22 protein-coding genes and 1 pseudogene are annotated in these 24,144 nt (G+C 68.2%); 16 read left to right on the top strand and 7 right to left on the bottom strand.

Features of this window, described 5'->3' with window-relative positions:
- Together ACZ7KI_RS42310 and ACZ7KI_RS42305 are read left to right on the top strand one after the other, a co-directional pair.
- Positions 1 to 463, top strand: a pseudogene (locus ACZ7KI_RS42310) (hypothetical protein); the annotation flags it as partial.
- Between the two features lie 333 nt (positions 464 to 796).
- Complete coding sequence (locus tag ACZ7KI_RS42305; protein ID WP_470278636.1) at positions 797 to 1,639, top strand: glycoside hydrolase family 43 protein; 843 nt, start codon at positions 797 to 799, stop codon at positions 1,637 to 1,639.
- A 110-nt stretch (positions 1,640 to 1,749) separates the two neighbouring features.
- On the opposite strand, the gene ACZ7KI_RS42300 is transcribed toward ACZ7KI_RS42305, so the two are convergent.
- On the bottom strand, positions 1,750 to 2,220 hold the full coding sequence (locus ACZ7KI_RS42300; RefSeq protein WP_470278635.1) for a hypothetical protein: 471 nt from the start codon (positions 2,218 to 2,220) through the stop codon (positions 1,750 to 1,752).
- 993 nt (positions 2,221 to 3,213) lie between these two features.
- Between ACZ7KI_RS42300 and ACZ7KI_RS42295 the strand changes: the two genes are divergently transcribed.
- Positions 3,214 to 3,972 carry a hypothetical protein gene (locus ACZ7KI_RS42295; protein WP_470278634.1) on the top strand — a complete coding sequence of 253 codons (759 nt, stop codon included), beginning with the start codon at positions 3,214 to 3,216 and terminating at the stop codon, positions 3,970 to 3,972.
- A gap of 80 nt (positions 3,973 to 4,052) precedes the next feature.
- Here ACZ7KI_RS42295 and ACZ7KI_RS42290 read toward each other — a convergent pair whose 3' ends face one another.
- Entirely contained in the window at positions 4,053 to 4,199 is a 147-nt protein-coding gene (locus tag ACZ7KI_RS42290) for a hypothetical protein (protein ID WP_470278633.1), read from the bottom strand.
- A 486-nt stretch (positions 4,200 to 4,685) separates the two neighbouring features.
- Between ACZ7KI_RS42290 and ACZ7KI_RS42285 the strand changes: the two genes are divergently transcribed.
- Positions 4,686 to 5,393: an ANTAR domain-containing protein gene (locus tag ACZ7KI_RS42285; RefSeq protein ID WP_470278632.1), complete on the top strand. Its 708-nt coding sequence runs from the start codon at positions 4,686 to 4,688 to the stop codon at positions 5,391 to 5,393.
- Between the two features lie 18 nt (positions 5,394 to 5,411).
- Here ACZ7KI_RS42285 and ACZ7KI_RS42280 read toward each other — a convergent pair whose 3' ends face one another.
- Together ACZ7KI_RS42280 and ACZ7KI_RS42275 are read right to left on the bottom strand one after the other, a co-directional pair.
- Positions 5,412 to 5,552, bottom strand: coding sequence for a hypothetical protein (locus ACZ7KI_RS42280; RefSeq protein ID WP_470278631.1), 141 nt, complete (start codon positions 5,550 to 5,552; stop codon positions 5,412 to 5,414).
- Between the two features lie 145 nt (positions 5,553 to 5,697).
- Positions 5,698 to 6,057: a hypothetical protein gene (locus ACZ7KI_RS42275; protein WP_061990114.1), complete on the bottom strand. Its 360-nt coding sequence runs from the start codon at positions 6,055 to 6,057 to the stop codon at positions 5,698 to 5,700.
- Between the two features lie 441 nt (positions 6,058 to 6,498).
- Between ACZ7KI_RS42275 and ACZ7KI_RS42270 the strand changes: the two genes are divergently transcribed.
- From ACZ7KI_RS42270 to ACZ7KI_RS42230, 9 genes are read left to right on the top strand one after another with little or no spacing between them, the layout of a single operon-like run.
- Entirely contained in the window at positions 6,499 to 7,341 is an 843-nt protein-coding gene (locus tag ACZ7KI_RS42270) for a hypothetical protein (protein ID WP_470278630.1), read from the top strand.
- Positions 7,338 to 8,309: a polysaccharide deacetylase family protein gene (locus tag ACZ7KI_RS42265; RefSeq protein WP_470278629.1), complete on the top strand. Its 972-nt coding sequence runs from the start codon at positions 7,338 to 7,340 to the stop codon at positions 8,307 to 8,309. The genes ACZ7KI_RS42270 and ACZ7KI_RS42265 overlap by 4 nt, the downstream gene beginning before the upstream one ends.
- On the top strand, positions 8,306 to 9,526 hold the full coding sequence (locus tag ACZ7KI_RS42260; protein WP_470278628.1) for an O-antigen ligase family protein: 1,221 nt from the start codon (positions 8,306 to 8,308) through the stop codon (positions 9,524 to 9,526). The genes ACZ7KI_RS42265 and ACZ7KI_RS42260 overlap by 4 nt, the downstream gene beginning before the upstream one ends.
- Positions 9,527 to 9,531: 5 nt before the next feature.
- On the top strand, positions 9,532 to 10,599 hold the full coding sequence (locus tag ACZ7KI_RS42255) for a glycosyltransferase (RefSeq protein WP_470278627.1): 1,068 nt from the start codon (positions 9,532 to 9,534) through the stop codon (positions 10,597 to 10,599).
- Positions 10,596 to 11,480, top strand: a complete 885-nt coding sequence (locus tag ACZ7KI_RS42250) for a YveK family protein (protein ID WP_470278626.1) — start codon at positions 10,596 to 10,598, stop codon at positions 11,478 to 11,480. Before ACZ7KI_RS42255 ends, ACZ7KI_RS42250 begins: the two co-directional genes overlap by 4 nt.
- Complete coding sequence (locus tag ACZ7KI_RS42245) at positions 11,477 to 12,745, top strand: glycosyltransferase family 87 protein (protein ID WP_470278625.1); 1,269 nt, start codon at positions 11,477 to 11,479, stop codon at positions 12,743 to 12,745. Before ACZ7KI_RS42250 ends, ACZ7KI_RS42245 begins: the two co-directional genes overlap by 4 nt.
- Positions 12,742 to 14,175: an oligosaccharide flippase family protein gene (locus ACZ7KI_RS42240; protein WP_470278624.1), complete on the top strand. Its 1,434-nt coding sequence runs from the start codon at positions 12,742 to 12,744 to the stop codon at positions 14,173 to 14,175. The genes ACZ7KI_RS42245 and ACZ7KI_RS42240 overlap by 4 nt, the downstream gene beginning before the upstream one ends.
- Positions 14,172 to 15,281 carry a glycosyltransferase gene (locus ACZ7KI_RS42235; RefSeq protein ID WP_470278623.1) on the top strand — a complete coding sequence of 370 codons (1,110 nt, stop codon included), beginning with the start codon at positions 14,172 to 14,174 and terminating at the stop codon, positions 15,279 to 15,281. Before ACZ7KI_RS42240 ends, ACZ7KI_RS42235 begins: the two co-directional genes overlap by 4 nt.
- Positions 15,278 to 16,444 (top strand): glycosyltransferase family 4 protein, encoded by a 1,167-nt coding sequence (locus ACZ7KI_RS42230; protein ID WP_470278622.1) that lies wholly within the window; start codon positions 15,278 to 15,280, stop codon positions 16,442 to 16,444. Before ACZ7KI_RS42235 ends, ACZ7KI_RS42230 begins: the two co-directional genes overlap by 4 nt.
- Here ACZ7KI_RS42230 and ACZ7KI_RS42225 read toward each other — a convergent pair.
- Together ACZ7KI_RS42225 and ACZ7KI_RS42220 are read right to left on the bottom strand one after the other, a co-directional pair.
- Complete coding sequence (locus ACZ7KI_RS42225; protein WP_470278621.1) at positions 16,373 to 17,668, bottom strand: putative glycoside hydrolase family 15 protein; 1,296 nt, start codon at positions 17,666 to 17,668, stop codon at positions 16,373 to 16,375. The genes ACZ7KI_RS42230 and ACZ7KI_RS42225 overlap by 72 nt on opposite strands.
- A gap of 14 nt (positions 17,669 to 17,682) precedes the next feature.
- Positions 17,683 to 19,029 carry an exopolysaccharide biosynthesis polyprenyl glycosylphosphotransferase gene (locus ACZ7KI_RS42220; RefSeq protein ID WP_470278620.1) on the bottom strand — a complete coding sequence of 449 codons (1,347 nt, stop codon included), beginning with the start codon at positions 19,027 to 19,029 and terminating at the stop codon, positions 17,683 to 17,685.
- A 415-nt stretch (positions 19,030 to 19,444) separates the two neighbouring features.
- Here ACZ7KI_RS42220 and ACZ7KI_RS42215 point away from each other — a divergent pair, with 415 nt between their 5' ends.
- Together ACZ7KI_RS42215 and ACZ7KI_RS42210 are read left to right on the top strand one after the other, a co-directional pair.
- Positions 19,445 to 20,257 carry a glycosyltransferase gene (locus tag ACZ7KI_RS42215; protein WP_470278619.1) on the top strand — a complete coding sequence of 271 codons (813 nt, stop codon included), beginning with the start codon at positions 19,445 to 19,447 and terminating at the stop codon, positions 20,255 to 20,257.
- A 5-nt stretch (positions 20,258 to 20,262) separates the two neighbouring features.
- Positions 20,263 to 21,585 carry an FAD-dependent oxidoreductase gene (locus ACZ7KI_RS42210; RefSeq protein ID WP_470278618.1) on the top strand — a complete coding sequence of 441 codons (1,323 nt, stop codon included), beginning with the start codon at positions 20,263 to 20,265 and terminating at the stop codon, positions 21,583 to 21,585.
- Between the two features lie 2 nt (positions 21,586 to 21,587).
- On the opposite strand, the gene wecB is transcribed toward ACZ7KI_RS42210, so the two are convergent.
- On the bottom strand, positions 21,588 to 22,763 hold the full coding sequence (wecB, locus tag ACZ7KI_RS42205; RefSeq protein WP_470278617.1) for a non-hydrolyzing UDP-N-acetylglucosamine 2-epimerase: 1,176 nt from the start codon (positions 22,761 to 22,763) through the stop codon (positions 21,588 to 21,590).
- Positions 22,764 to 22,931: 168 nt separating this feature from the next.
- Here wecB and ACZ7KI_RS42200 point away from each other — a divergent pair, with 168 nt between their 5' ends.
- Positions 22,932 to 23,873: a lysyl oxidase family protein gene (locus tag ACZ7KI_RS42200; protein ID WP_470278616.1), complete on the top strand. Its 942-nt coding sequence runs from the start codon at positions 22,932 to 22,934 to the stop codon at positions 23,871 to 23,873.
- Positions 23,874 to 24,144 lie beyond the last annotated feature (271 nt).

The raw sequence follows: 24,144 nt of genomic DNA, 5'->3' as shown, positions 1-24,144 counted from the left end.
CCGGCGGCGGCATCGTCGACGGCGGCACCATCCAAGAAAACTGAACCAACCCCCGAAACAGCCGCCGCACGGACGCCCCTCCGCGCGGCGGCTTTTCACGTCCGGCGTCGGATTCGGCGAGAGAATTCCCATGAGACACAAGAATCGGCTGCTCACCCCACTCTTCGTCCTTGTCTTGACACTCTCGGCCTGTCCGGCCGCCGCTGCCGCCGCTGCACCCAAGTTGCTTCTGGCTCAAGACTTCCCGGATCCCGATATCGTGAAGTCGGGCACCGGGTACTTCGCGTTCTCCACGAGTACCGGTTCGGTGAAGGTGCCTATGGCCACCGCCCCGGCTCCGGAAGGTCCATGGCGAGTCGGTGGTGACGCGCTCGCGGTCGCCCCGAAATGGTCCAAACCCGATGGCGGGTTCTGGGCACCTGACGTGACCCAGCTTCAGGACGGCTCCTTTCTGCTCTATTGAGGGGTAAGGCAAACGTGTCGTGTCTCGGGCGAGACGGTGATCTCGCTAGTCACGCCCTACCGAAGTACATGAGGGCCCCCTTCCTTGCGCCTAGCGCCAATGCCAGGAACTTAAGGTCGGTGGCGTGGTGCTGTTTTAGCGTGTTTTCCCTGGTCAGGTGGTCCGGCTCCAGCGGGTACCGGACGTTCGGGCGGCGCTGGTTCGCCGACGAGGGTTGGTGGGTCCGTGAAGGCCTCCTTGAGGGACCCAGAGTCCCTCAAGGAGGCCTTCACAGACTTGGAAATACGGGCAAATGCTACTCAAACGGACAATTTACCACGGTAAGCGTCCTTTATGGATGATCAGGGAAACCTCAGGCACCGTCGCTTAACTTCCTGGCATTGGCGCCTAGCGCAAGGAAGGGGGCCTTCATCTACTCCACGACCGGCCGCCGACGCCACAGCCGCCCCACCGTCACCAGAGATCACAACCGACGGCAGCGAAAGCCTCCTTTACTACCAGAAGAACGCGTACACAGGAGCGACACCGGCCCCACGCCACGACACGTTTGACTTTCTGCTCTATTTCTCCGCCGCCGTCGCTTCCAGTGGCGAAATGTGCATCGGTACCGCCGTTTCGGTGAAGGTCGAGGGGCCGTACACGCCGGTCGGGGAAGAGCCGCTCGTCTGCGAGCCGGGTGACGGCGGTGACATCGATCCACAGACCTTTGTGGACACTGACGGATCTCGTTACCTGCTCTACAAGAGCGACGGTGCGGCCACGGGGCCGCCGGCGGCGATCTGGGCACAGAAGCTGCTTGCCGATGGACTGTCACCGACCGGTAGCCGGGTCGAGCTCCTGCGTGCCGATCTGACTTCCGAGAAGGCCGTGGTCGAGGCGCCATCGGTAGTGAAGACCCAGGGCCGGTACCTGCTCTTCTACTCCGCGGACACCTTCCGAAGTTCCGGTTACCACACCGGCTACGCATCGGCGCCCGCGCTCAGCGGACCGTTCGTGAAGGCCGACACGCCTTTTCTGTCGACCGACCTGCTCGGCGGGCGTGTCGACGCCCCAGGTGGCGCCGACGTGGTGGACGGCCACATCTACTTCCACGGATGGCTCGGCGGTGGCCGCACGGCGCGAGGACTGTACGAACTGCCCGTCGGCTTCCCGAACGACGTTCCCCAGCTGGGTTGAGCGGCGCCCGCGACGCCACGCGAAACCTGACGCGATCGACAGGAAAAGGCCTGGTGCGGAGAGAATCCGCACCAGGCCTTTCCCGGGCGCCCGTCCGGGGGTCCGATCGGTCAGCCGACCGGGACGGTCAGCCCGCCAAGGAGGTCGTTCACCAGCGACGACAAGCTGATCAGCAGCCGCTGCAGCAGCGCGTTGAGCAAGGCCGACACCGGCGGCAGGCCCGCGCGGGTGTCCAGTTTCGTCGCCAGTTCATCGACACCCTTCTTCGCCTCGGTGTTCTCTTGCCGCGCCGTGGCCGCACTGTCCTTGGCCTCCGCCTGAATCGTGTATCGCTTTCCCTGTGCGAGATCCGAGAGCACCGGAGCAAGCTCCGCGATGGACGCTTGCGTACCCGAGACGTCACCACCGTCCGCACGGGCCGCCAGCGCGTCCCGCAGGCTTTGCACCTCCGCGGCCGCGCTGGTGGTACTGGATGACCCGTTACCACCGGGTCCGCCCGCCGTCGCCATTCCCGCGCCCCCCAGCGTGAGGGATGCCGCGGTGACCGCGATCGTGAACGCTCGCACCAGTTGGTTTTTCATGTCGCACTCCTATGGGTTTCCTGCTGTCGACTCCGATCATGGTGACCGCTCTTCGCGAATAACGCGAATGGACTTCGAAGCGCCGCCTGTTCTGCAATTTCACACAGTGCACACCGTCGCGAAAAACGGCGAAACAAACATGAGGTTCGCGTGAACGCATCGGACGGTTTCGGTCGCGACCGGACACGCTGCGCTTCCGGGACACCCGATCAGGGAACCCTGAACCCTCGACCTGGCTGATATTTCATCGTGACTTCGCCACCAGGAACGAGGACAGTCGCCGACAAGCGCTACCTCCGCTTCACCCTTCGGCGCAGTTTGACGACACGAGCACCGGGTAACCGTTCCTTTTTACCACTTCCCGAAAAGACACTCTTAAGAATGGCATGCTTGCGAAGCACTTCTTGGCCGGTCAAGGCATCGCTAATCTGACGGCAGCTGAAAGAATCCGACTCCTTGGCGCTGGGACCTGACACGAAGGCGTCGGGCCGGATGGATTTCAGCTGGGGGAACGTCCCGGCTCGAGGAGCGCCGGGACGTTCTCCCGAAAGCCGCCGCGGATCAGCCTGCAGCACATCTCGCGCGGGCACCGCGAGCCGTCATCGACGCGACGGCGAACAAGGCCGCCGTCCCCTGTGCTGGTGCGTCCCATTCCAGGGGCATATCCGGCCGGCGAGGTTCATTCACTTCTGCGCACCCTCTTGAATGCCGTGCGATAAAGCCCTTCTCGCGATCAACGCAGTCACCGACAACGGTGGAACAGAAGGATTCCTGCCGCATCTCATTGCGTTTGCCGACGTACCGCAATGGTGTGGCCCCGGCCTGGACAACCCGCAGGGGCGAGGTACCGAACGGGTGTGATGCCCGGTCCGCACTTTTCCCGATGTTAGATCCGGGTAATGTCCTGATACGGGTGGAAGTCCCGCCCGGAGTCGGTTTTCGTGACTCAATTTCGTGTCAGGTATCACCAGCTCGGAAAGGATCACAATAATCATGACTGAATTGCGCCGGTGGGCGCTCGCGGCGGCGGCCGTTGTCCCGCTCTCCCTCGTATCCGCCGGAGTCGCGGCGGCCACCCAGGGGGACTGGCCCGGTACGGCCGGAACCACGGAGACTTCCGCGACGTACGCCGGTATCGGCGGTGCCGGGACGATCCACAGTGATTCCGTCTTCGACCACCACGGGAACCATTGGACGGAGGAAAGCGCGGTACTGGCCGGACCGACCGGAGCCGCGGTGCTGCACTCCGAGGAAGCCGACTTCGACGACGACGACTACGACGACAACGGCTGGGTCGCCGAAGACAAGCCCGGCCGCCCGGTTCACACGCACGGAAAGCGGCCGGTCGCGCACACCGACGGTGATCGGCCGTTGGCCACGCACCACCACTACCACCACCGCCCCGTCCGGGACGTCGATCACGCTGAAGTCGCCTACGCCGAGTCCACCAAAACGGCCGACGTGACCGGCGCGACGTCGTCGCACGTGGTCAGCCACGCCGGCGACAATCACGCCGTCTACGAGGCCAGTGACCTCGAGGCAGGTCCTGAAGGCGCCGTGTCCGAGGGCGTCAAGGCCGTCGCGAAGCCCCAGTACGCCGGCTACAACAACTATTACAACGCGGCCGGTGAAGACGGTGCGGTCACGCACGAGGTGAACGCGGTGGCCGACACGACCGACTGGAACGACGACGACCACTACACGCACAACCACTGGAACGACGACGATCACTACACACACGACCGTCGATGAACCCCGGTGGGCCGGGCTGCTTGGTCAGCCCGGCCCACACCGGAAATCGTCGAGCGAGATACCGGCCTTGCCACGCCGGGTCACAGCTGCGTCGAGAGCCAGACCGCCATCCACAGCAGGCAACCCAATGCCCCGCCGACTCCGCAGGCGAGCAGCATCCGCCGCATGGCAGCGATCTGGCCGGGGCGTCCGATCGTCTCGGTGATCCCGGCTCGCCCGATCGTCACGTCTTTCATGACGCTCGAGTGCCCCGGTGCACGGCATTTCACACATCCGGCCGCCGAAAAGCGCGATCTCGTGAATTGCCACTCCCCGGAAGTACAGTTCTTGTCACGAAGAACTGCCCGCTCCGACTGGATGACAATCGCGAATGGCACCTTCGGGTCGTCGCGCCGCTTGGCTATGTCCATCAGGAGCGCTAGGGTGTGATGGACTGAGGTACTTCGCGCGTGTCGATTCAGCGATGCGCCTTGGTGGCATACCGAGCCCACGCAACGGTCAAGGGCCCCTGCGGCGGGAAGGGTGCGGCCGTCCCTCCTTGTCCAGCAGCGGGCCCGGAAACGACATCCACGATTCAGTGCGGGATTCGTCCCGTTCGCGGTGATGTCGGTCGGCTCGTTCGCCCTTCCACGCATCTGCTTTTCAATCGCCGCGTGGGTCGAGGGGAGAACTGGTTGGTCAGGAACACCGGACGGGACGAGGCGTGGCCCGTCGTGCTCGACGATGTCGGCGCAGCATTGGAAACTCTGTCCTCGGCTCTGGACAGCGCCGAGGACTTCACGGTCTTGCTGAGTCAGGTGTGCCGGGAGGTGACCCGCGCGGTGCCCGGCGTCGACGGGGCCACCATCACCCTGCTGACCGATGGAAAGCCGTTGACCGTCGCGACGACCAGCGAGCTCGTTGCCGAACTGGACCGTAACCAGTATTCCCTCGGTGACGGCCCGAGCCTGCGGGCCGCGCTGACCGGAACGCTCGTGCGAGTATCGATCGCCGACGCCGCCCAGCGCTGGCCTGCCTTCGCGAAGGAGTCGGCCGCGGCCGGGTTCGACAGCTTCCTCTCCGCGCCACTGGTGATCAACGATGGCCAGAGCGGCACCGTCAATTGTTACAGCGCTCGCAGCCATGGCTTCGCCGAGCTGGACGAGAAGCTGCTTCATCTCTACACCACGGCCGCCACCGCTGCCCTGCGTGCCTATACCCGGTACCAGAAGGCGCACACGAACGCCGAGGAGCTGCGCAAGGCCCTGATCACCCGCGGGGTGATCGATCAAGCCAAAGGCATACTCATGGTCTTGCGGCAGGTGTCGGCTGACGAGGCGTTCGCCCTGCTCGTGGAGCAGTCCCAAAGAGAGAACGTCAAACTGCGCGACATCGCCGTCCGCTTCATCACCCGCGCCACCGGTGTGCGGCCGAATCCCTGACCCAGGGTCGGCGCGAATTCAGGACACGAAGTCCGGCAGTACGACGCCGGCTTCGGCGAGGAAGGTCGTAGAGTGCTCACCCTCGGCCCCTTCGCCGGACAGCGTCCATTCGAGTCGCACCGCGTAGAACTCGGCCGGGAGCCGGGCGTCTTCAACCATCGTCGGCTGAGCCTGCCACTCCAGGCTCGTCCCGCATGCGAATGTGACGACGCGCCCGGTGCGGGAGCGGAGGAACACCGCTCGCTCCGCACCGGGCGCGTCACAATCGTGAAGGCGGGTGTCCCGCACCCAGGGAAACCCGGACTCAGTTGTGCTGAGCCGTTCCGCCGTCCAGCACGCTGCCGGCGGCGCAGTTGTACGGGGATTCGCCGCTGGCCTCGTGCGCGCCCGGCGACAGGACGGGGACGCCGATGCCGTTGAGCGTGTCACGAATCGGGACCTGGACGCCGAGCACGTTCACGTTGTTGTCGCACGCACCCACCACGGCGTTGACGTTGTGCAGCACGTCGATGTTGTTCAGGTTGGCCAGGCCGACCTGCTCGCTCACATCGTGCGTGGGGTGGCCGTGACCCTCTTCGTCCGGGGTCCCCGCGGATGCGATCCCGCCGGTCAGGAAAGCTCCGGCCGCCATGGCAGCGGTGACGAAGCCGATCTTCTTCAGCATGAATACCTCTCGATGGGAATGGGTTTCGGTGGAGGAGCCAGGACAAAGCACGCCTCCGAGCCGCGGGGGCAAACGTACCGATATGGCACCGCCCATTCACCGCTGTTCCCATCATCGTGTGGTGCTGAACGGGTTCTGACCGACGTTCTTGTACCCCGAAAGGGTAATCGCCACGTTTGCCGACCCGGGCACGCCGGGGCTAAAATCGATCCGGATCGCACTCGGACCGCGGAGCAGATCACGCACCGTATTTGCGGGAAACTCGAATATCCCATTACCGCACGGTCGCACCGCCGAGCACCGGATAATTCTTTCCCTGCGTGACAAATCGCGCGCTTCGTCCTTCGAAAGTGTCGGCTGTCCTTCGCCTCTACGCTTCCGGCAACAGCGTGATCAGCCGCCTTTCGGCTCGATCCGTGTCGTTGGCAAGGGGAGCCGCTCGTGGTCGCTTACGGGATACTCATCGCTTCTGCCGCCCTGTACGCGATGGGGATCGTCGCGCAAAGCATCGCCGCCCGAAGGGCAGGCCGTCGGCCGGGCTCGGGTCTGGGGCTGCTCGCCCGCCTGACCGGCGATCCCTTGTACTTGCTGGGATTCGGCGGTCAAGTAGGCGGCTTCGCGCTCGCCTTCTTCGCTCGCGACGTACTGCCGCTGTATCTGGTCCAGGCCGCGTCGTCGTCGGCGATCGGCCTGGCCACCGTGTTCGGGATCGTGGTCCTGCGATGGCGGATTCAGGCCACCGAGGCGTTCATGTTGGTATTGATGGCTTTGGGGCTCGTCGCGCTCGCCGGTGCCTCGAAACCCTCGGTCGCGGCGGAGCTGTCGTCCGGCACCGTCCTGGTCCTGCTGTGCGTGCTGCTCGGCGTCGGCGTCACCATGACCCGACTGAACCGGACGGACACCTTCGCCCTGCCCGCGGTCCTGTCCGGTGTCGCGTTCGCCGTGGTCGCCGTCACGAGCCGCACCTTGGCGCACTGGGATCTCGCTTCACTGCCGGGGAATCCGCTGACCTGGCTGATGCTGGCCGCCGCCGTGCTCGGCCAGGCCTCGATGGCGGTCGCCCTGCAACGCGGCCTGGCGACGGCGGTCGTGGCCACCGCCGACGCGACGACGATCGTCCTGTCCTCGGCCGCCGGCCTCACGGTGCTGGGTGACCAGGTCGCCGACGGGACCGAACTCTGGGTCGCCGTCGGGCTCACCGCGGTCGTGATCGGTGTACTGGTGCTCGGGTCAGCTTCGCGGACCACCTCGATCTCGGTCGAAGCACTGGAGAAGCCCGCATGACCGCGCGGCCGTTGGCGAGTGTGTCGGTCGACCTCGACAACCTGTGGGCCTATCTCAAGACCCACGGTGATCCGGGCTGGCAGCGCTACCCCAGTTTCCTTTCTTCGGCGGTACCTCGGCTTTTGGAGATCCTCGGCGAGCACGGTCTGACGACGACGGTGTTCGCGGTCGGCGCCGACGTCGTCCGCGAGGACGGCGCCAAGGCGGTCAACGAGATCTCCGCGGCGGGCCACGAGATCGGCAACCACTCGTTCGGTCACGAACCCTGGCTGCACCGCTATTCCCGAGCCCGTCTCGAAGACGAGCTGAGCCGGACCGAGGAAGCGATATGCACGGCAGGCGCGCCGCTTCCCGTCGGTTTCCGCGGTCCCGGCTTCAGTGTCACGCGCGAACTCGTCGAAGTACTGGCCGAACGGGGCTACGCCTACGACGCGAGCACGCTGCCGACCTGGATCGGCCCGTTGGCCAGGGCGTACCACAACCGCACCGCTCCCCCGCGGACCGGAGACGACGGACGGGACGAGTTGTTCGGCGGCTTCTCACGAGTGCTGGCGCCAGTGCACGCGTACCGCTGGCGAACCGCCGACGGCAGTGCGCTGGTGGAACTTCCGGTGACGACGATGCCGCTCTTCCGCACCCCGATCCACGGGTCCTATCTTCTCCAGCTGCACGAGATCTCCCCGCGACTGGCGCGTGGCTACTTCAAGACGGCGCTCCGGCTCTGCCGCGTCCGGGGAGTTTCGCCGTCCCTGCTGCTGCATCCCACCGACGTCCTCGGTGGGATCGAGGCCCCCGGGATGGAGTTCTTTCCGGGGATGGCCACGCCGGGAAGCCGGAAAGCCGCTTGGCTGGGCTGGGTCTTGGCAGCCCTGCGTGAGCACTTCGACGTCGTCGGCACCGGTGAGTACGTCCGCAGGACGGAGCCGCGGCGCGAGCGCGCGGTGACGCGACTGGACGCCGGGCGATGACCACGCTGACGGTCGTGGTCCCCGCGGAGCACGACAAGCGGGCGGCGATACTCAGAATTCTCGCGTACGCCACGGCTGCGCTGGCGCCCGTCGAGGGCTACCTGACGGCCGCCCACCCACACCTCGGCAAGGTCGCACCCGCGCTCCTGATCGCGACCTGGCTCGTGGTCCGGCTGAGGCAACGACGGCTCCCTCCGCCGACACCGCTGCACGCGGTACTGGCGCTGCTCGCCGTGGTGGTGGCGACGACCGCGGCGATGCATTCGCCGGACGCGTTCACCGCGGAGTACCTGGTGCGCTGGCTGCCGTTCCTCCTGCTCACCGTGGTACTGGCGGATGTCGCCTGCCGCGAGGTCCCGATCCGCGGGCTGCTGCTGGCCATGGCCGCGGGAGCCACCGTGGCCGGGGTCGGCGCGCTGTACAGCCTGATCTTCGAGGGGCAGGCGCGCGCCAGCGGTCCCCAAGCGGATCCGAACGATCTGGCCTACTTCCTCGTCGCCGCGATTCCCCTGCTCTTCGTGGCGGGGCGAGGATCCCGTCGGTGGCTCGCGGTCGTCGTCCTCGCCGGCGCGGTGCTGGTGGCCGGTGCGATGGCGACGTTCTCGCGCGGTGGTGTGCTGGGACTGGCCGCCGCCACCGGCTGGCTGACCCTGCGTCGTGTCCTGCCGTGGCGGGCACTCGCCGCCGGGGCCGTGGCGGTCGCCGCGCTGATACTGGGGGCACTGCTGTTCGCCGGGCCGCGGCTCGAGCGGGCCATGGAGGAGAAGGCCTTCATCGCTTCCTCCAATGTGGACACTCGGGAACTTCGCTGGCAGGCCGCGGCCCGGATGGTGGCCGAACATCCGGTTTCCGGTGTCGGGCCGGGTGGCTTCCGCGAGGCGTACGCGGCCGAATCGCACAACGCGGAGATCGACGAGCAGACGCCGGTGGCGCACAACATGTACCTCGAGGTGGCCGCGGAACTGGGGCTTCCCGGGTTCGCGCTGTTCGGCACCGTGATCGGCATCGCCGGGGTGGCGAGCGAACGGGCGATCCGGTCGGTGGTCTGGTCGCCCTCCTTACGGATCGAGGTCGTCGCGATCCAGGCGTCGTTGCTGGCCGTACTGGTCATGTCGACGTTCCTGTCCGAGCAGTACTACCTGCCGTTGTGGTTGCTGGCCGCACTCGCCGTCGCGGCCGAGATCCGGGCCCTCCGAAAAGATCGTGGAGAGGAGTAGCACCGATGCGTGTCCTGCACGTGATCAGCGAGATGGGCGCCGGTGGCGCCGAAACGCTCGTGGCGGGCATGGTGGCCCACGGCGAGGAGTACGGCTGGACTTCCGGCGTCGCCAGCGGCGGCGGATTCCGCGCCGACGCGCTCGCCGCGGACGAGGTGGCGACCTTCCCGGTCCCGATCGCCTGCCGCACCAGGACGGGGGTACTGCGGGCCGCTTGGGCGGTACGCCGGGCACTCGCCGATTTCCGCCCGCAGGTCGTGCTGGCGCACAACGTCGGGGCGAGCCTGGTCTCCCGGCTCGCGCTCGTGCCAGGACGACGGCCGCCGTTGGTGACCGTCTTCCACGGCGTCGCCGACGACGACTTCCGCACGGCCGCGCGGATCGTACGGCGCACGTCCGATCGGGTCGTCGCCGTCTCCTCGGCCACCGCGGCCAGGTTGGCCGGAGCGGGCTTGCCCGCTGACCTGATCCGGAACGCGGTGTTCCACCGGCGGCCGGTGTTCGGCAGGGCGGCGGTGCGCGCGTCGCTCGGTGTCGGGGACGGAACGCCGGTCGTGCTCTGCCTCGCCCGGCTGGAACCCCAGAAGCGCCACGATGTCCTGCTGGATGCCTGGGCCCGGCTCGACGCCGACGCGGTGCTGTGGATCGCCGGTGACGGAAGTCTTCGCGCGGAACTCGAGTCGCGCGGCGAGACGCTGGGTGGGCGGGTCCGGTTCCTCGGTACCCGCGAAGACGTGCCCGATCTGCTCGCGGCCGCCGACGTGCTGGCGCTGACCAGCGATTGGGAAGGTCTGCCGCTGGCCGTGCTCGAGGCGATGGCGGCCGGACGTCCGGTCATCGCGACCGACGTCGGCGGCGTCCGTGACGTGCTGTCCGGTGGCGCGGGGTTCGTGGTGCCGCCCGGTGATCCGGCTGCCGTCGCGGCGGGGCTGGACATCCTGCTGCGTGATCGTTCCGCCCGTGACTTCATGGCCGCCGAGGGGCTGCGGACCATTCGGCGGGAGTACGACGCGCACACCGTCATGAAGGCATACGACGAACTGCTTCGGACCACAGTGGACGGTGACCGATGAACCCGCTGTCGCGTATCCCCCGCACCGCCGCACTCGGTGGCGTCGTGGGACTCGTGATCGGCCTGCTCGTCCTGACCGTGGGTCTGACCCGCGACGAGCAGTACCTGGGCCGGGTGAGCCTGCTGGCCGAGCCCTCCGCGCAAGCGGACGGAGCGACCGCCCAGTACGGCGAAGTCGTCTCGCTGGCGTTGCCCGCCCTGGTCGAACTCGCCCGCAGCCCGTCGGTGCTGCGCGCCGCGGCGCCGGGTTCCGGGTTCTCGCCGGAGGAACTCGGACCTCGGGTGTCGGTGGAGCTGGTGCCCGCGTCCGGATTGGCGCGCCTGTCCGTGCGGTCGGCGTCGGCGGAGCAGGCGGGGGCGACCGCGTCGGCACTGGGCAAGGCGATGATCGACGCGGACCTGCTGGCTCCGGCGGGGCGCCTGCGGTTGCTGGATCCGCGGCCCGACGTGATCACTCTCGCTCCCGACGTCCCGTTGGTGGCGGGGCTGGCCCTCGTCGCCGCGGTGGCCGCCGGACTCGCGACGGCGGCGATCCGCCGTCTGAAGCCAGGAGGCCTCCGCGGTGACGCGGGTTCCGTACGCCGGTCCTTGGCGGCCGCGGGAATCCGTCGTCCGGTGGCGGTGCTGCACGGTGCCGACCCGGAGACCGCCGACCGGTTGGCCGTTCTCGGTCTCGCGGCCGGACGAGGGCTGCGGGTGGTGCCGGTGGCCCCGGAATTCGGTGAGGCCGCCGCCAAGCTGGCGGCCGCGCTTCCGGCCGATCGCACCGGGACCGGCACGTCGGTGGTGGCCGTGACCGGACGGCGCCGGTACGACGAACTGACGGCGGTCGCCGGTGTGCTGCCCGCCGACGCCGTGCTCATGGCGGTGGTGGTGACGTGAGGACAGGACACCGAGTCGTCCTGATCGTCGCGGCCGTCATCGGATCGCTGAGTGCCTGGCACGCGCTCGCGCCGTCCTGGCAGGTCCCGTTACCGGATCAGGCGAACCTGGCCGAGGAACGGATGCAGGACTTCCGCGACGCGCTGTACTTCCCGATCCGGGAGTTCCTGGCCGGCGGCAATCCCTACGACCCCGGAGCGATGTTCGCGTACTGGCCGGTGCGGCAGGACTTCAATCTCTATCAGCCGTACCACCTCCTCCTGCACCTGCCGTTCGCGCTTCCCGGATACCGGGCGGGCGCGGTGACGTTCGCGGTCTTCGGGCTTCTGCTGCTGATCGCCCTCGCGGCGCTGGCCGCTCACGCGGTTCGGCCGCTGGTCCCCGTTCCGATCGCGGTCACCACCGCGGTGGCCGTGGCACTGGTGCTGACGAGTCAGGTCGGCAAGGCCCAGCTCTACGTCGGTCAGATCAATCCGCTGATCGCCCTCGCGGCGGCGGGAACGCTGGTCGCCCGGCAGGACCGGCCGGGCTGGGCCGCGGTCGGGCTCGCCCTCGCGTGGCTGAAACCGCAGTACGGTCTTCCGCTGGCGATCCTGTTGTACGCCAGGGGGTCGAGGCGGGTGGCACTGACCGGGACCGCGGTGGCGGCGGCCGCGAGCCTGCCGGTGGTGGCACTGCTGGTGGTCCGCGGCGGCGGGCTCGGCGCGTTCCTCGACGTCGTCGTCGCGAACCTGACGCACGCCAGGAACACCGAGTACGGTGCCGTCGATTCCCCGACGGCGCAACGAATCGACCTCTCGGCCGTGCTGTTCCGCGTCACCGGCTGGGCCCCGTCGGGCGGTGAACTGGTCGTGCTGGCCGCCGTACTCGTCGTGAGTGTCCTGTTCGTCCGGCGGCTGGACCGGGCGGACGCGGTGCCCGTCGCGGATCTGCTCACCTGTCTCGCCGTGGTGGTCTGCGTCGTGCACCAACCAGGTGACGTGCTGATCGCCGTACCGGCGATCGCCGCGGTGTCCGTGCTGTGGTGGCACCGCCGGTCCGAGCGGTTGTGGGGCACGGCCGGCCTCGCGGTTCTCGCGCTGGCGGTGCCCTTCGCCCATCTGTACACAGTGGACTCGGCGGTGATCTCGCTGTTCGGCACGCGGGCGGCCGTCACGGTCGACGGCGTCGCCGTCGTCCTCGCCTGGTGCTTGCTGGTCTTCACCGCCGTTCGGCTGACCGGCGCGCGGGTCGCCCGGCCGGTCGCGGCCGGGAGCGTCGGATGACCAGCGGACTCGGCACGCGGGCCGTACGGGGTTCGCTGTGGCTCGGCATGGTCAACCTGGTCAGCAAGAGCAGTCAGATGCTGGTCACCCTGGTGCTGGCGGCGCTGCTGACCGAGGGCCAGCTCGGCGTCGTGGCGCTCGCGGTTTCGCTGGTCAACCTCGGTCAGGTGGTGCAGTCGGTCGGTGTCTACGACGTGATCGGGCGCACCGGACGGGATCCGCGGCGGATGGCGGGGACCGTGCTGACGATGAGCGTGGGCGTCGGTCTGCTCCTGGCCGTCGTCCTCGTCGTGGCCGCCGAGCCGATCACCGCGGTGCTCGGCGCTCCGGACGCCGCGGGGCTGGTCCGCTTGGCCGCGCTCGGTCTGCCGTTCGCGGCCGCGGGTGGGGTGCAGATGGGATTGATGCACCGCGAGCTGGACTTCCGCCGGCGGCTGCTGCCCGACGGCGGCAGCGCGATCCTGGGCGCCGCCGTGACGGTCGTCCTCGCCTTCACCGGCACCGGACCCGCGTCGTTGGTGATCGGCCTGGTGAGCACGGCGGTCGCCCAGCCACTGCTCGGTGCGCTGGCGGGCGGTGGCGTGCGGCCGCGCTGGGACACCGCCGCGGCCGGAGAAGCCCTCCGCTGGTCCGCGGTCGTGGGGCCCGCCGCCGTCGTGGGAGCACTGCTGGTCAACCTCGACTACTTCACGATCGGGCACCTGCTCGGACCGGACGCGCTCGGCCTCTATTCGCTGGCCTACCGGCTGGCCTGGGTGCCCTACATCATGGTGGCGGTCGTCCTCGGCGCGGTGGCCTTCCCGGTGTTCACGCGCTTGAGCCGGGAAGGGAGTCCGCTGACGGAAGCGGTCACCCGGTTCACCCGCGCGGTGTTCGTGCTCACCGGTGGCCTGTACCTCGCGCTGGCCGTTCTCGCCGACCACGTCGTCCTGCTGGGTGCGCGGTGGGCGGGCGCGGCGGGACCGCTGATGCTGCTGACGGGCTACGGCCTGGGCATCTGCCTGCTCCAGATCTGGTATCAGGCGGTGAAAGCGACCGGCCACGCGCGGCGATACCTCGCGCTGGAAAGCGTCCACCTGTTGATCCTGGCGGCGGGCCTGGTGTTTTCGGCCCGGCTCGGGATCGGGGCCGTCGCCGCTGTCCAGTTCGCGGCGGCCTGGCTGGTCGTGCCGATCGCCTGGCGCGTACTCGCCGGACTCGGCGTGGCACCGCCGCCTGCCGAACTGGCGGGAATCAGCTGCCGAGTCCTGGGAGCCTGCGTCGCGGGCGCCGTGCCCGCCGTCCTCCTGGACCATGCGGGGCTGTTCGGCGCGGCAGGTTCCCTCACGGGTGTCCTCGGCGAAGGCGCTGTGCTCGTCACCGGGTACACGGTGGCCACCCTGGTACTCCAGCGCGGTGAACTGGCCGCGTTGCGAGGTGAAGCCCGGTGAAGGTGGTGCACGTCTCCCAGCCGGTAACGGCCGGAGTCGCCGTGATCGTGCTGGAACTGGCGGTGGCCCAACGGGATCGGGGCTGGTCGGTGGCCGTGGTCTGCCCGCCTTCGGGCTGGTTGGCCGCGAGCGCCCGCCGCCTCGGGATCGAGGTGCGCGACTGGCGGGCGACCCGGTCCCCCGGCCCCGGTGTGCCGGCGGAAACGGCGCGGTTACGCCGGATACTGGCGGAGCTGAAACCGGACCTCGTGCACCTGCACAGTTCGAAGGCAGGCCTTGCCGGGCGGCTGGCTCTGCGCGGGAGCCTCCCCACGATTTTCCAGCCGCACTTGTGGTCCTTCGAAACCGCGCGCGGGCCACTGCGGCGGGCATCGATCGCGTGGGAACGGCTCGCGTCCCCGTGGACCGACTTCGTCCTCTGCGTGAGCGACGACGAACTCGTCGCCGGACAGGAGGCGGGCGTCACCGCGGCCGCGGAAGTCGTCTGCAATGGCGTCGACACGACGAAGTTCGCCCCGGGTGACCGGGCCGCGGCGCGCCGTCGTCTCGGCTTGCCCGAGCGATCTCCGATCGCCGTCTGCCTTGGCAGGTTGGCCGAACTCAAGGGTCAGGACCAGCTCCTGTCCGCCTGGCCGGACGTCCTGCGGCGATCGCCGGACGCGACGCTCGTCCTCGCCGGTGATGGGCCGATGGGTGCCGTTTGGCGTGAGCGCCACCCCGTCGCGGGGCACCTTTCGGTGCGGTGGCCGGGACACGCCGACGACCCGGCGGCGTTCTACACGGCCGCGGATGTCGTGGTACTCCCGTCGCGAGCGGAAGGCATGGCACTCGTGCCACTGGAGGCCATGGCGTGCGCTCGGTCGGTGGTCGCCTTCGACGTCGGCGGGATGCGGCAGAGCATCGCCGACGCGGGAGCCGTGCTGCCACCGGGTGATCTGGGCAGGCTCGCCGACGCGGTGGCCACCCGGCTCGCCGAACCGGAACTGGCCCGGCGGGAAGGCGAACGGGGACGACGGCGCGCGGAACTGTCCTTCGACCGGAGCCGGATGACCGACCAGGTCGCCGTCCTCGTCGACAAACTCGCCACCAAGGAGCGAATCCGGTGAAACGCATCGCTTATCTGCTGACCCAGGACCAAGGTGGCCCGGTCGACGTCACCGTGCGCCTCGCCTCGACGTTGCTCGCCGAGGGGCTCGATGTCCGGGTCTTCGGCCCTGTCCCGGCGCGGGGAGCCGATTCGCTCGAAGGCCATCACGAGCATCTTCTCGTGGTGGACAAGCAGAACCTGTCGGCGGCACGCCGGGCACGGGCGGCGATCCGGGACTGGCGACCGGACGTCGTCCACGCCCAGGACCGGCGGGCGGGGCTCGTGACGGCGGGCCTGCGCTTCTCCCGGGGGGCGCGGCCGGCACTCGTCCAGACCTACCACGGAGTCCCGGACGACGTGGCCGAGCCGTGGTTCCGCGGCGCACCCGGTGCTGGTGGACCGTCGGCGTACACCAGGGCGGTCCTGGCAGGAGATGCTTCGGTCGCCCGGATCCTCGACCACACGATCGTGCCGGCCGAAGCGATGGGCCGGTTCCTGAAGCGACGGCTAGCGGTGCCCGCACGAAAGCTGACGCGCATCGACAACTGCGTCGAACCAGTGGAACCGCGACCACCGCACGGGAAGGTCCGTCACTTGATCTTCGTGGGGCTTCTGGTGCCACGCAAAGGAATACTCGACCTCCTTGCCGCACTGACCGCACTCGGTGTCTTTCCACGCGACGCGCGGCTGACCGTGGTGGGCGACGGCCCGCAACGAGCCGAGGCCGAACTGGCCGCGCAGGCACCTGCCCTTGGCGGACGCGTGACCTTCTTGGGCTTCCGGCCGGACGTTCCCGCGCTGGTGGCCGACGCGGACGCCCTGGTACTGCCCAGCACCATGGAACAACAGCCCCTCGTCGTGGCCGAAGCGATGGCGGCCGGAAAGCCCGTGATAGCCACCGATACCGGCGGTGTCGCCGACATGCTGGGGCCGTCGGGTCTGGTGCCGCCGGGCGATGTCCGTGCGCTGGCCGCACGCCTGCGCGAACTCTTCGCCGATCCGGCTCCGGCCAGGACGGGTAGCCGCCTCGCCGCGCGGGCCCGGGAGCGATTCGCTCCGGACGTGTGCGCGCGGCGCCATCTCGACCTCTACCGATCGTTGTGCGCAGCGCTACTTCGGCCTGACCATCACCACCGCGTCGGCCGCCGCCAACTCGATGACGGCGGGCGGTGGCGGCGATGACGGCGGTGCCGTAGACGCCGAAGACGTAGTCGGCGCGGACGACGAACTCGCGGGACGAGTGGCCGGACCGCCGACGGGCACAAGCCCTTCCGGAGGCGTCACGGTCTGGGTCTTCGACGTGGGATTCACCGCGACCCAGCCACTGGTGAACGTCCGGGTCCAGACCCCATTGGGCTGACGGCCCGCGGCGTCCACCGCTTCCCCGAGGCCGCTGCCCTGCAGGTTCGACCATTCGGGGTCGCGATAGTCGTCCGTGGTGGCCGGGGTCCAGCACGTGCGGGGGCCGGCCAGCAGTGCAGCGCTGGCATATCCCGCCCGATCCTGTTGAGCCGACCGCGTCCGGGTGACCAGCAGCAACAGCGACTCGCCCAGCGCCGCCTGGGCTCGCAACTCCTGGAACTCGTTGCCGCGGAAGGTGAGCAGGCCCCCGTTCCCGCCGTTCTCACGGAACCCGAAGTTCTCCTCCATGGCGCCGCCGAACCGCGAGTGCGCCGTCCAGCGCCCCGGGAGCAGGTGGGTCTCCGACACGTTCGGCACGAACAGTTTGCCCGCCTCTTGGACCGCCGCGCCCACCAGCGACAGGAAGGCGTCGAGACCATCACGCAGCTTGCGATCGGTTTCGGCCGCGGTCGCGGTACCGGTGAGAAGCGCCGTCGAGTAGTGCCTCAGTGAGTTGAAGTCGTTGTCGGCGAGGATTCCGTCCCAGCCCTCTCGGGTCACCTCCGCCACCACCGCGGTCTTCCAGGCCTGCTGGTAAGCCGGGTCCCACACCGTCATCTGCCAGTGTTTCGGGTATCCCTGCCATTCGATCCGGCTGCCGCGGGTATCGGTCGCGAACCACTCGGGGTGCGCGCGCTGCGCCGCGACATAGCCGATGCCGCTGGGCAGGAACTCCGCGTCCTCACCGCCGTTCACCGCTCCCGCGTAGTTGCGGGTGCTGGACAGATCCTTGTACACCAGCACCTTGATCCGCGGGTTGAGTTCACGCAACTTCCGCATCGCCGGCGCCTGGTCAGCGTTGAGCACCACGACGTCGTATCGCTTCGCGGCCAGCTTGAGCTCGTTGTCCGTCGGAGGCTGTCCGATCCCGTACCACCACGCGCACGGCGCCAAGGGTTTCGGTGGCGGCGCCGCCACCTCGTCGGCCGAACTCGAGGTGCAGCCCGCCACGCACCCCGCGGCCAGCACCAGCGCGGCGCATCCGGCGAAGAGCCGGGTCGCCATCGGGTGATCGCGCCTCAGCGCTGCCTGCGGCAAAATACTTCTCCCACCGTGAGGATGACGATCTTGAGATCCAGCCAGAGCGACCAGTTGGCGATGTAGTAGTTGTCATACCGTGCGCGGTCCGCGATGGAGGTGTCGCCGCGCAGACCGTGCACCTGGGCGAGTCCGGTCAACCCGGTCGGGACGCGGTGCCTCGCCCAATAGAGGTCGTGGACGGCGGAGAACTCTTCGACGAACACCGGGCGCTCCGGGCGCGGCCCGACCAGTGCCATGTCCCCGCGCACGATGTTCCACAACTGCGGCAACTCGTCCAAAGAGGACTTCCGCAGGAACCGGCCGACCGGTCCGACCCGGCGGTCACCCGCCACCGACCAGCGTGTCTGCGAATCGTCCACGCTGTCCTGCCGCACGCTGCGGAGCTTGTAGAGCAGGAAGGTCCGGCCGCCCGCGCCGACCCGCACCTGGCGGAAGATCACCGGAAAACCGCTTTCCAGCACGACAGCCAGTGCGCACAACGCGATGACCGGTGCCAGGACGAGGAGTGCGGCGGCGGCCAGCACGGCCTCGACCGCACGCTTGACCCACCAGGTGGGCCTGCCGGTCGGCGCGCCCGGCAGCCAGATCAACGGATGACTCCGAAGCCGGTCGTTCCCCGGCCGGTCCGGGTACAGCGCCGACAACCGAGGCAGAACGAGCGTGACGCAGCCGAGCCGGTGCGCCGTGACCGCCGCGTCGACGACCGAGCTGTCGTCGTCCCGGGAATGTGCGAAGACCACCGTGCCCGCACCTTGCCGGGCGATGGCCTCGGCCAGTCCTTCGTGGAACACCTCGACCGGGAGATTCACGGGCGGCAAGTCCGAAGTGGAGGGAACGAAACCCACCGGGATGAGGCCGAACTCGGGATAGCGCGCCATGGTCCGGATCAGTTCGCCGCCGCTTTCCCATGACCCCACCACGATCGCCCGGTCACAGCGCCGGAGCCGTCGGCGTCCCCACCGGCCGAGGCCGAAGATCCACGGTCTCACGCTTTCGCTGAGCACCACGAACACCAGCACCAAGCACTGTCCGGCGGACATTCCCTGCCCCGATGGGCCGGTCACCAGCGCCACCCCGGTCACGAGCGCGAACGCGGTCCCCGACGCGGCCATCGATCGCGGCAGGTCCTGTAGCCACGACAGCCATAGCCTCCGTCGGTGGACCCGCCCGGCGGCTCGGGCGCACACCAGTGCCGAACCGGCCACCACCGTCTCCGTCAAACCCGTGCCGGCGACCTGGACGGCTACCAGCCACGAAGCGAAATCGACGGCGACCAGCAAGACCACGACCGCGTTGACCCGCGCCAGCAGAGGCCGCTTCCGCACCGTGACGACCGGCCTCCGGCTCCGCTGACGGGGTGGCACCCCCGCTGGTACGGAGGTCCTCAGTTCGGTCACCGGCGCGGCCCCTTTCCGGCAGACGGGGTTACTCGGAGCGAATTTCGTTCATCTCCGAAAAAGATGCCGAAATGTCGCGTGTCGCGCGTCCCACACCGGGGGACTTTTTCCGCTAGGGTCTTTTCCCCTGCTGCGGCGAACCTCATCCATTCGGGGGCGATTCGGCTCCAACGGCGCCGTTTTTCGTTGCACTCAAAGGAAGCGACACGGAGCTGCACGCTTAACCCTCCTTTCGGGGGACCTTGGACGGCCCTAAAGAAAGGGCCCAACATAGCCGAATATGAGCTGTCGGCCGAATTGAGGTTTACGGCCGTCGACCCTATCCAGTCGCCGAAGGGGATCCGTGACAGTGGAGAAGACCGCCCTGGTCACCAGAGCGGAACCAGAAGAGAAAGCCAGGACAGGTGGACGCGCGCACGTCGTCCTGCCGGCGTTCAACGAAGAAGCCGCGTTACCCGCCCTGCTGCGGCGGCTCGCCGACGTGGCACTCACCGAGCAACTCACCGTCTGGGTGGTCGACGACGGCTCGTCCGACCGCTCCGCCGCCGTGGCCGAGTCCGGATTCGGCGGGCTGGAGGTGCGCGTCGTGCGGCACGCGGTCAACCTCGGCCTCGGTCGCGCCGTGCAGTCCGGGCTTCGCGCGGCCCTCGAGGAAGCCGGTCCCGACGATGTCATCGTGGTGATGGACGCCGACGACACGCATGACCCCGGCCTGATCACCCTGCTGCAGGCGGAAATAGCCACCGGTTCGGACGTCGCCATCTGCTCGAGGTTCGTGCCCGGCGGCGACGATCGGACCGCCCCGCTCGGCAGGCGGCTGCTCTCCCGCGGTGCGGCACAGCTCTTCCAGCGCGCGCTCGCCGTCGAGGGGGTCCGTGATTTCACCAGTGGTTACCGCGCCTACCGAGCGACTCTGTTGGCGAGGGCGTCGGAGCACTGGGGAGAGCGGCTCATCGAAGAACAGGGTTTCGCCTGCATGGTGGAACTTCTGCTCAAACTCCGGCACTGCCACCCCGTGATCACCGAGATCCCGTTGGACCTTCGCTACGACCGCAAACAGGGGCCGAGCAAGCTGAAGCTCCGGAGAACCCTTCTGCAGTACCTGAAATTGCTCGCCCGCGATCGGCTCAGCCCGGCGCCCTACCGGAAGCTGTGACCCTCGTGACGACTTCTCCCCCGCAAGTCGCGGTGATCGGCGGCGGTATCTGCGGGCTGGCCGCCGCCCATCGGCTCGCCCGGCATGGCGTCCCGGTGACGCTGTTGGAGGCCAGTGACCAGCTCGGCGGACTCGGCACCTTCTTCTCACACGGGGATCGGTGGGTGGAACGGTTCTACCACTGCGTCATGCCGACCGATGACGAGCTCCTGGACCTGCTGGACGAGCTGGGCATGAAGGATTCGGTGCGCTGGCGCAAGACCACGATGGGCATGATCGTCGATGGTCGCCGTCACCGGTTCAACTCGGCTCTCGACCTCCTGCGGTTCACTCCGCTCCCGTTCCTCGACAGAGTGCGCTTCGGCGCCGTATCCCTGTTGTTGCGACGGCTGGGGCGGGGACGGGATCTCGACACCCTTCGAACCGAGGACTGGCTGCGCGAGCTCTACGGCAATCGCGTCTGGGAGGAACTTCTCGGCCCGATGTTCGGCTCGAAGTTCGGCTCCTCCTTCGGTGACGTGCCTGCCCTGTATCTGTGGCAACGGCTCGGGCGTGAACGCAACGTCGCGACCCGGGGATACCCGGAAGGTGGTTACAAGGCGATCATCGACGCGTTGCGCGCGTCCATCGAGGAAGCCGGCGGGACCGTTCGGACGTCGACCCCTGTCCATCGTCTGCACAGCACCGCGGCAGGCAGCTCCATCACCCTGTCCGACGGCGAAGTACTCGACGTCCAGAAGGTCGTTTCGACGGTGCCGCTCCCACTGCTGCGGCAGCTCGCGGACGCCGAACTCGCCGCCCTGCTCCCGTCGCTCGAACTGCCCTACCAAGGAGTGGTCACCGGCGTGTTCTTCCTTCGCCGTCCGTTGACCGGGCATTACTGGACGCCGGTACTGCGTTCGAACACCGGATTCGACGGCATCGTCGAGATGTCCGCACTCTCGGGCCCGGAGGCCCACGGCGGTTCGCACCTCGTCTATGTCATGCGCTACACCGATCACCTGTCACGGCTCTACCGCGGTGATGACGACGACATCTCCACTCGATGGACGGCCCAGTTACTCGATCTCTTCCCCGAGCTCGAGCCGGGGGACATCGAGGAGGTACGCGTGTTCAAGGCACCCTACGTCGAACCGATCCACCCGCTGGGATATCTCGCGCGACGACCGCCCGTCGCCGTTGCCGGAACGGGAGTGCTGCTGGCGACCACGGCCCACGTCTACCCGGATGTGACGAGCTGGAACTCGAGCGTCAAGCTGGTGAACAGCGTGACCCGCGGGTTTCTCGAGGGCATCGGCAGGCAAGAGGTCGCCGAGACGCTGCTGTGACGTCACTTTTCGACCGGCGCCGGGAACTTCGCCTCGATCGCCTCCACGATCCGGCGGCAGGCCGTCCCGTCCCCATAGGGCGAAGGAAGGTCACGGAGGCGCTCACGAAACCCCGCGACGTCGTCCAGCCAGATCGCGGCTTCCACCCCGATCAACGGGCCGGGCGGGACCAGCACCCCGAACGCCCCGGAGATCTCGGGGCGCTCGGTGCTGCGGCGCACCACGACCACCGGCCGTTTCAGCACGCTGACCTCTTCTTGGATACCACCGGAATCCGAGACCAGCAGTGCGGCTTCGGCGGCCAGCGCCAGAAATGCCGGGTAGGCCTGGGATTCGAGTACGTGGAGCGGATCCAAAAGGCGGGTCAGGCCGAACCGCTCCACACTCTTGCCCGTCCGCGGGTGCAGCGGGAACACGACGGGAAGCGGCAACCTGGCGAGTTCGCGCAGGATCTCCGCCAGCCGGTCGGGGTCGTCGACGTTCTCCGGCCGGTGAATGGTGGCGAGGACGTACTCGTCCCGTCGAAGTCCGCGCGCGGCCAAGACGGCCGCCCGGTCACTTGCGGACGGGAGTGCCGTCTCCAGCGCCTCGACGACGGTGTTGCCCGTGACGGCGATCCGGTCGGACGCGACGTTCTCGGCCAGCAGATTCCGTCGATTCTGCTCGGTCGGAGCACAACAGAGGTCGGCGAGGTGGTCGATCAGGACGCGGTTGTGTTCCTCGGGCATCGCCCGGTCATGGCTGCGCAAGCCGGCCTCGACGTGCACCAGCGAGAGTTCCCGCGCGTTGGAAGCCAGCGCGCCGGCGAGCGCGGACGTCGTGTCACCCTGCACCAGGACCACCGCTTTCGGGTAAGCGGCAAGGACTTCGTCGACGGCACCGATCGCCCGGCCGAGTTGCGCGCCCCGGCTTCCGGCGGTCACGCCGAGTTCGTGGAAGAGTTCGGGCTGCGGCAAATCCGCACGGATACGCGAATACAGCGAATCGTCGTAGTGTTGTCCTGTGTAGACGACCGCGCAGCCGTCCCCGAAATACCGCATCAGCGGCGACAGCTTGATGAGTTCCGGCCGCGTCCCGCAGACGAGTACGGCAACACCGGCCGTTCCAGGACGCGGGGGCGCGGTCGACGAGCCGCCACGATCCGCCGACGGTTCGCGAAGAGCGGCGAGAAGCGACATTCGGCCGTCCTTTCTGGGCGTGTTTGCACGCACGCTACTCACCGGGGCCGTGACCACGACCCCAAGATCCATCCATGGTGTGAGCTCTTTGCGCGTTCCACCAGAACGTTCATTACTCGAACAGGTTGAACTCGGCGAATCAACCCGCACAGAACAGGATCCACACTCTTGCTCAAGAAATACGCGACCCTGGCCGCGGTGGTCCTCATGACCGCCGTTACGACGTCCGTTCCGCCCTCCGTGGCGTCGTCGCGGACACTGTTGCCCGATCTCCGCCAGGCTCCCCCAGGATGCGCCGGAGGCCACACCGGCGATCCGCTGAAATGCGTCGATTGGGATGTGTGCCTGGTGATGGACCCAGCCGCGCCGAACGGCCGCTGCGTCCTTCCCGCCGCCGCGAAAGCCGTGAGATTACGGTTCACCAGCTCCGAAGAGAACGTCGGCGACGGTCCATTGCTGCTTTACGGCCACCGTGACAACGCGGCCCAGGAACGGATGACCGTTCGCCAGGCCCTGCGCAGCGCCGCCGACGGCTCCATACCGGCCGATTACGACGCGGCCCAGCGACTCACTCGCACTTTCACCTACTACGAACCCGCGACGGATCACCAGCACTGGCACCTGATGAACTTCGAGCATTTCGCCCTGGTCTCGCAAAAGGGCGAGACCGTCGTCACCGATCGCAAGAACGGCTTCTGTCTCGGCGATCGTTTCCGAGTCGCGGACATCGACAAGGTGAAGGGGGTTCCGGGCCCATCCGGCCCGGACACGGATTTGGCCGCACGCCTGCGCGCGAACAAATGCCGCCATCACGAACCGGCCGCACTCGACGTGGTCGAAGGGATCTCTGTCGGCTCCGGCGACGACTACAAGTACGACGTCGACTTCCAGTGGCTGGACATCACCCAGGTGCCCTCGGGGACCTATGACCTCGTGAACACCGTGAACGACGACCGGACGCTGGCGGAAACGAACTACGACAACAACTCCTCGTCCGTCTCCCTGTCGATCGAATGGCCGGACGGAGAACCCGGGCTGCACCAGGTGCTCCCACGAGCGCCCATAGTGAAGTTCCTCCGCAGTTGCCCAGGCCGTAAACGGTGCGGTTGAGCGGTAGTCCGGCTTCGTCGCAACTCAGGGAGCCACGCGCTCCCGGATCGGATGACCTCGAGTAGCGACGAAAGCCTTGACTGGGCAGGCTTTTGCTCAGTCGCTGATCGGGGCGGCGAAAGAGCGGTGAGGCCAGGCGGCCCGGGCCGTGCCGGGAGCCTGGCCTCACCCACACGAAAGCCGCCGCGCGGAGGGGCGTCCGTGCGGCGGCTGTTTCGGGGGTTGGTTCAGTTTTCTTGGATGGTGCCGCCGTCGACGATGCCGCCGCCGG

The organism is Amycolatopsis sp. NPDC039088 (assembly GCF_055598845.1).
This window is presented reverse-complemented; position numbering and strand designations above follow the sequence as displayed.

Bases quoted from the DNA above. Each gene is read 5' to 3' on its own strand.
- ACZ7KI_RS42240 (WP_470278624.1), top strand. From the start codon at position 12,742: ATGACCAGCGGACTCGGCACGCGGGCCGTACGGGGTTCGCTGTGGCTC.
- ACZ7KI_RS42275 (WP_061990114.1), bottom strand. From the start codon at position 6,057: ATGCTGAAGAAGATCGGCTTCGTCACCGCTGCCATGGCGGCCGGAGCT.
- ACZ7KI_RS42260 (WP_470278628.1), top strand. From the start codon at position 8,306: ATGACCACGCTGACGGTCGTGGTCCCCGCGGAGCACGACAAGCGGGCG.
- ACZ7KI_RS42250 (WP_470278626.1), top strand. From the start codon at position 10,596: ATGAACCCGCTGTCGCGTATCCCCCGCACCGCCGCACTCGGTGGCGTC.
- ACZ7KI_RS42225 (WP_470278621.1), bottom strand. From the start codon at position 17,668: ATGGCGACCCGGCTCTTCGCCGGATGCGCCGCGCTGGTGCTGGCCGCG.
- wecB (WP_470278617.1), bottom strand. From the start codon at position 22,763: ATGTCGCTTCTCGCCGCTCTTCGCGAACCGTCGGCGGATCGTGGCGGC.
- ACZ7KI_RS42305 (WP_470278636.1), top strand. From the start codon at position 797: ATGGATGATCAGGGAAACCTCAGGCACCGTCGCTTAACTTCCTGGCAT.
- ACZ7KI_RS42265 (WP_470278629.1), top strand. From the start codon at position 7,338: ATGACCGCGCGGCCGTTGGCGAGTGTGTCGGTCGACCTCGACAACCTG.
- ACZ7KI_RS42255 (WP_470278627.1), top strand. From the start codon at position 9,532: ATGCGTGTCCTGCACGTGATCAGCGAGATGGGCGCCGGTGGCGCCGAA.
- ACZ7KI_RS42295 (WP_470278634.1), top strand. From the start codon at position 3,214: ATGACTGAATTGCGCCGGTGGGCGCTCGCGGCGGCGGCCGTTGTCCCG.
- ACZ7KI_RS42300 (WP_470278635.1), bottom strand. From the start codon at position 2,220: ATGAAAAACCAACTGGTGCGAGCGTTCACGATCGCGGTCACCGCGGCA.
- ACZ7KI_RS42280 (WP_470278631.1), bottom strand. From the start codon at position 5,552: ATGGTTGAAGACGCCCGGCTCCCGGCCGAGTTCTACGCGGTGCGACTC.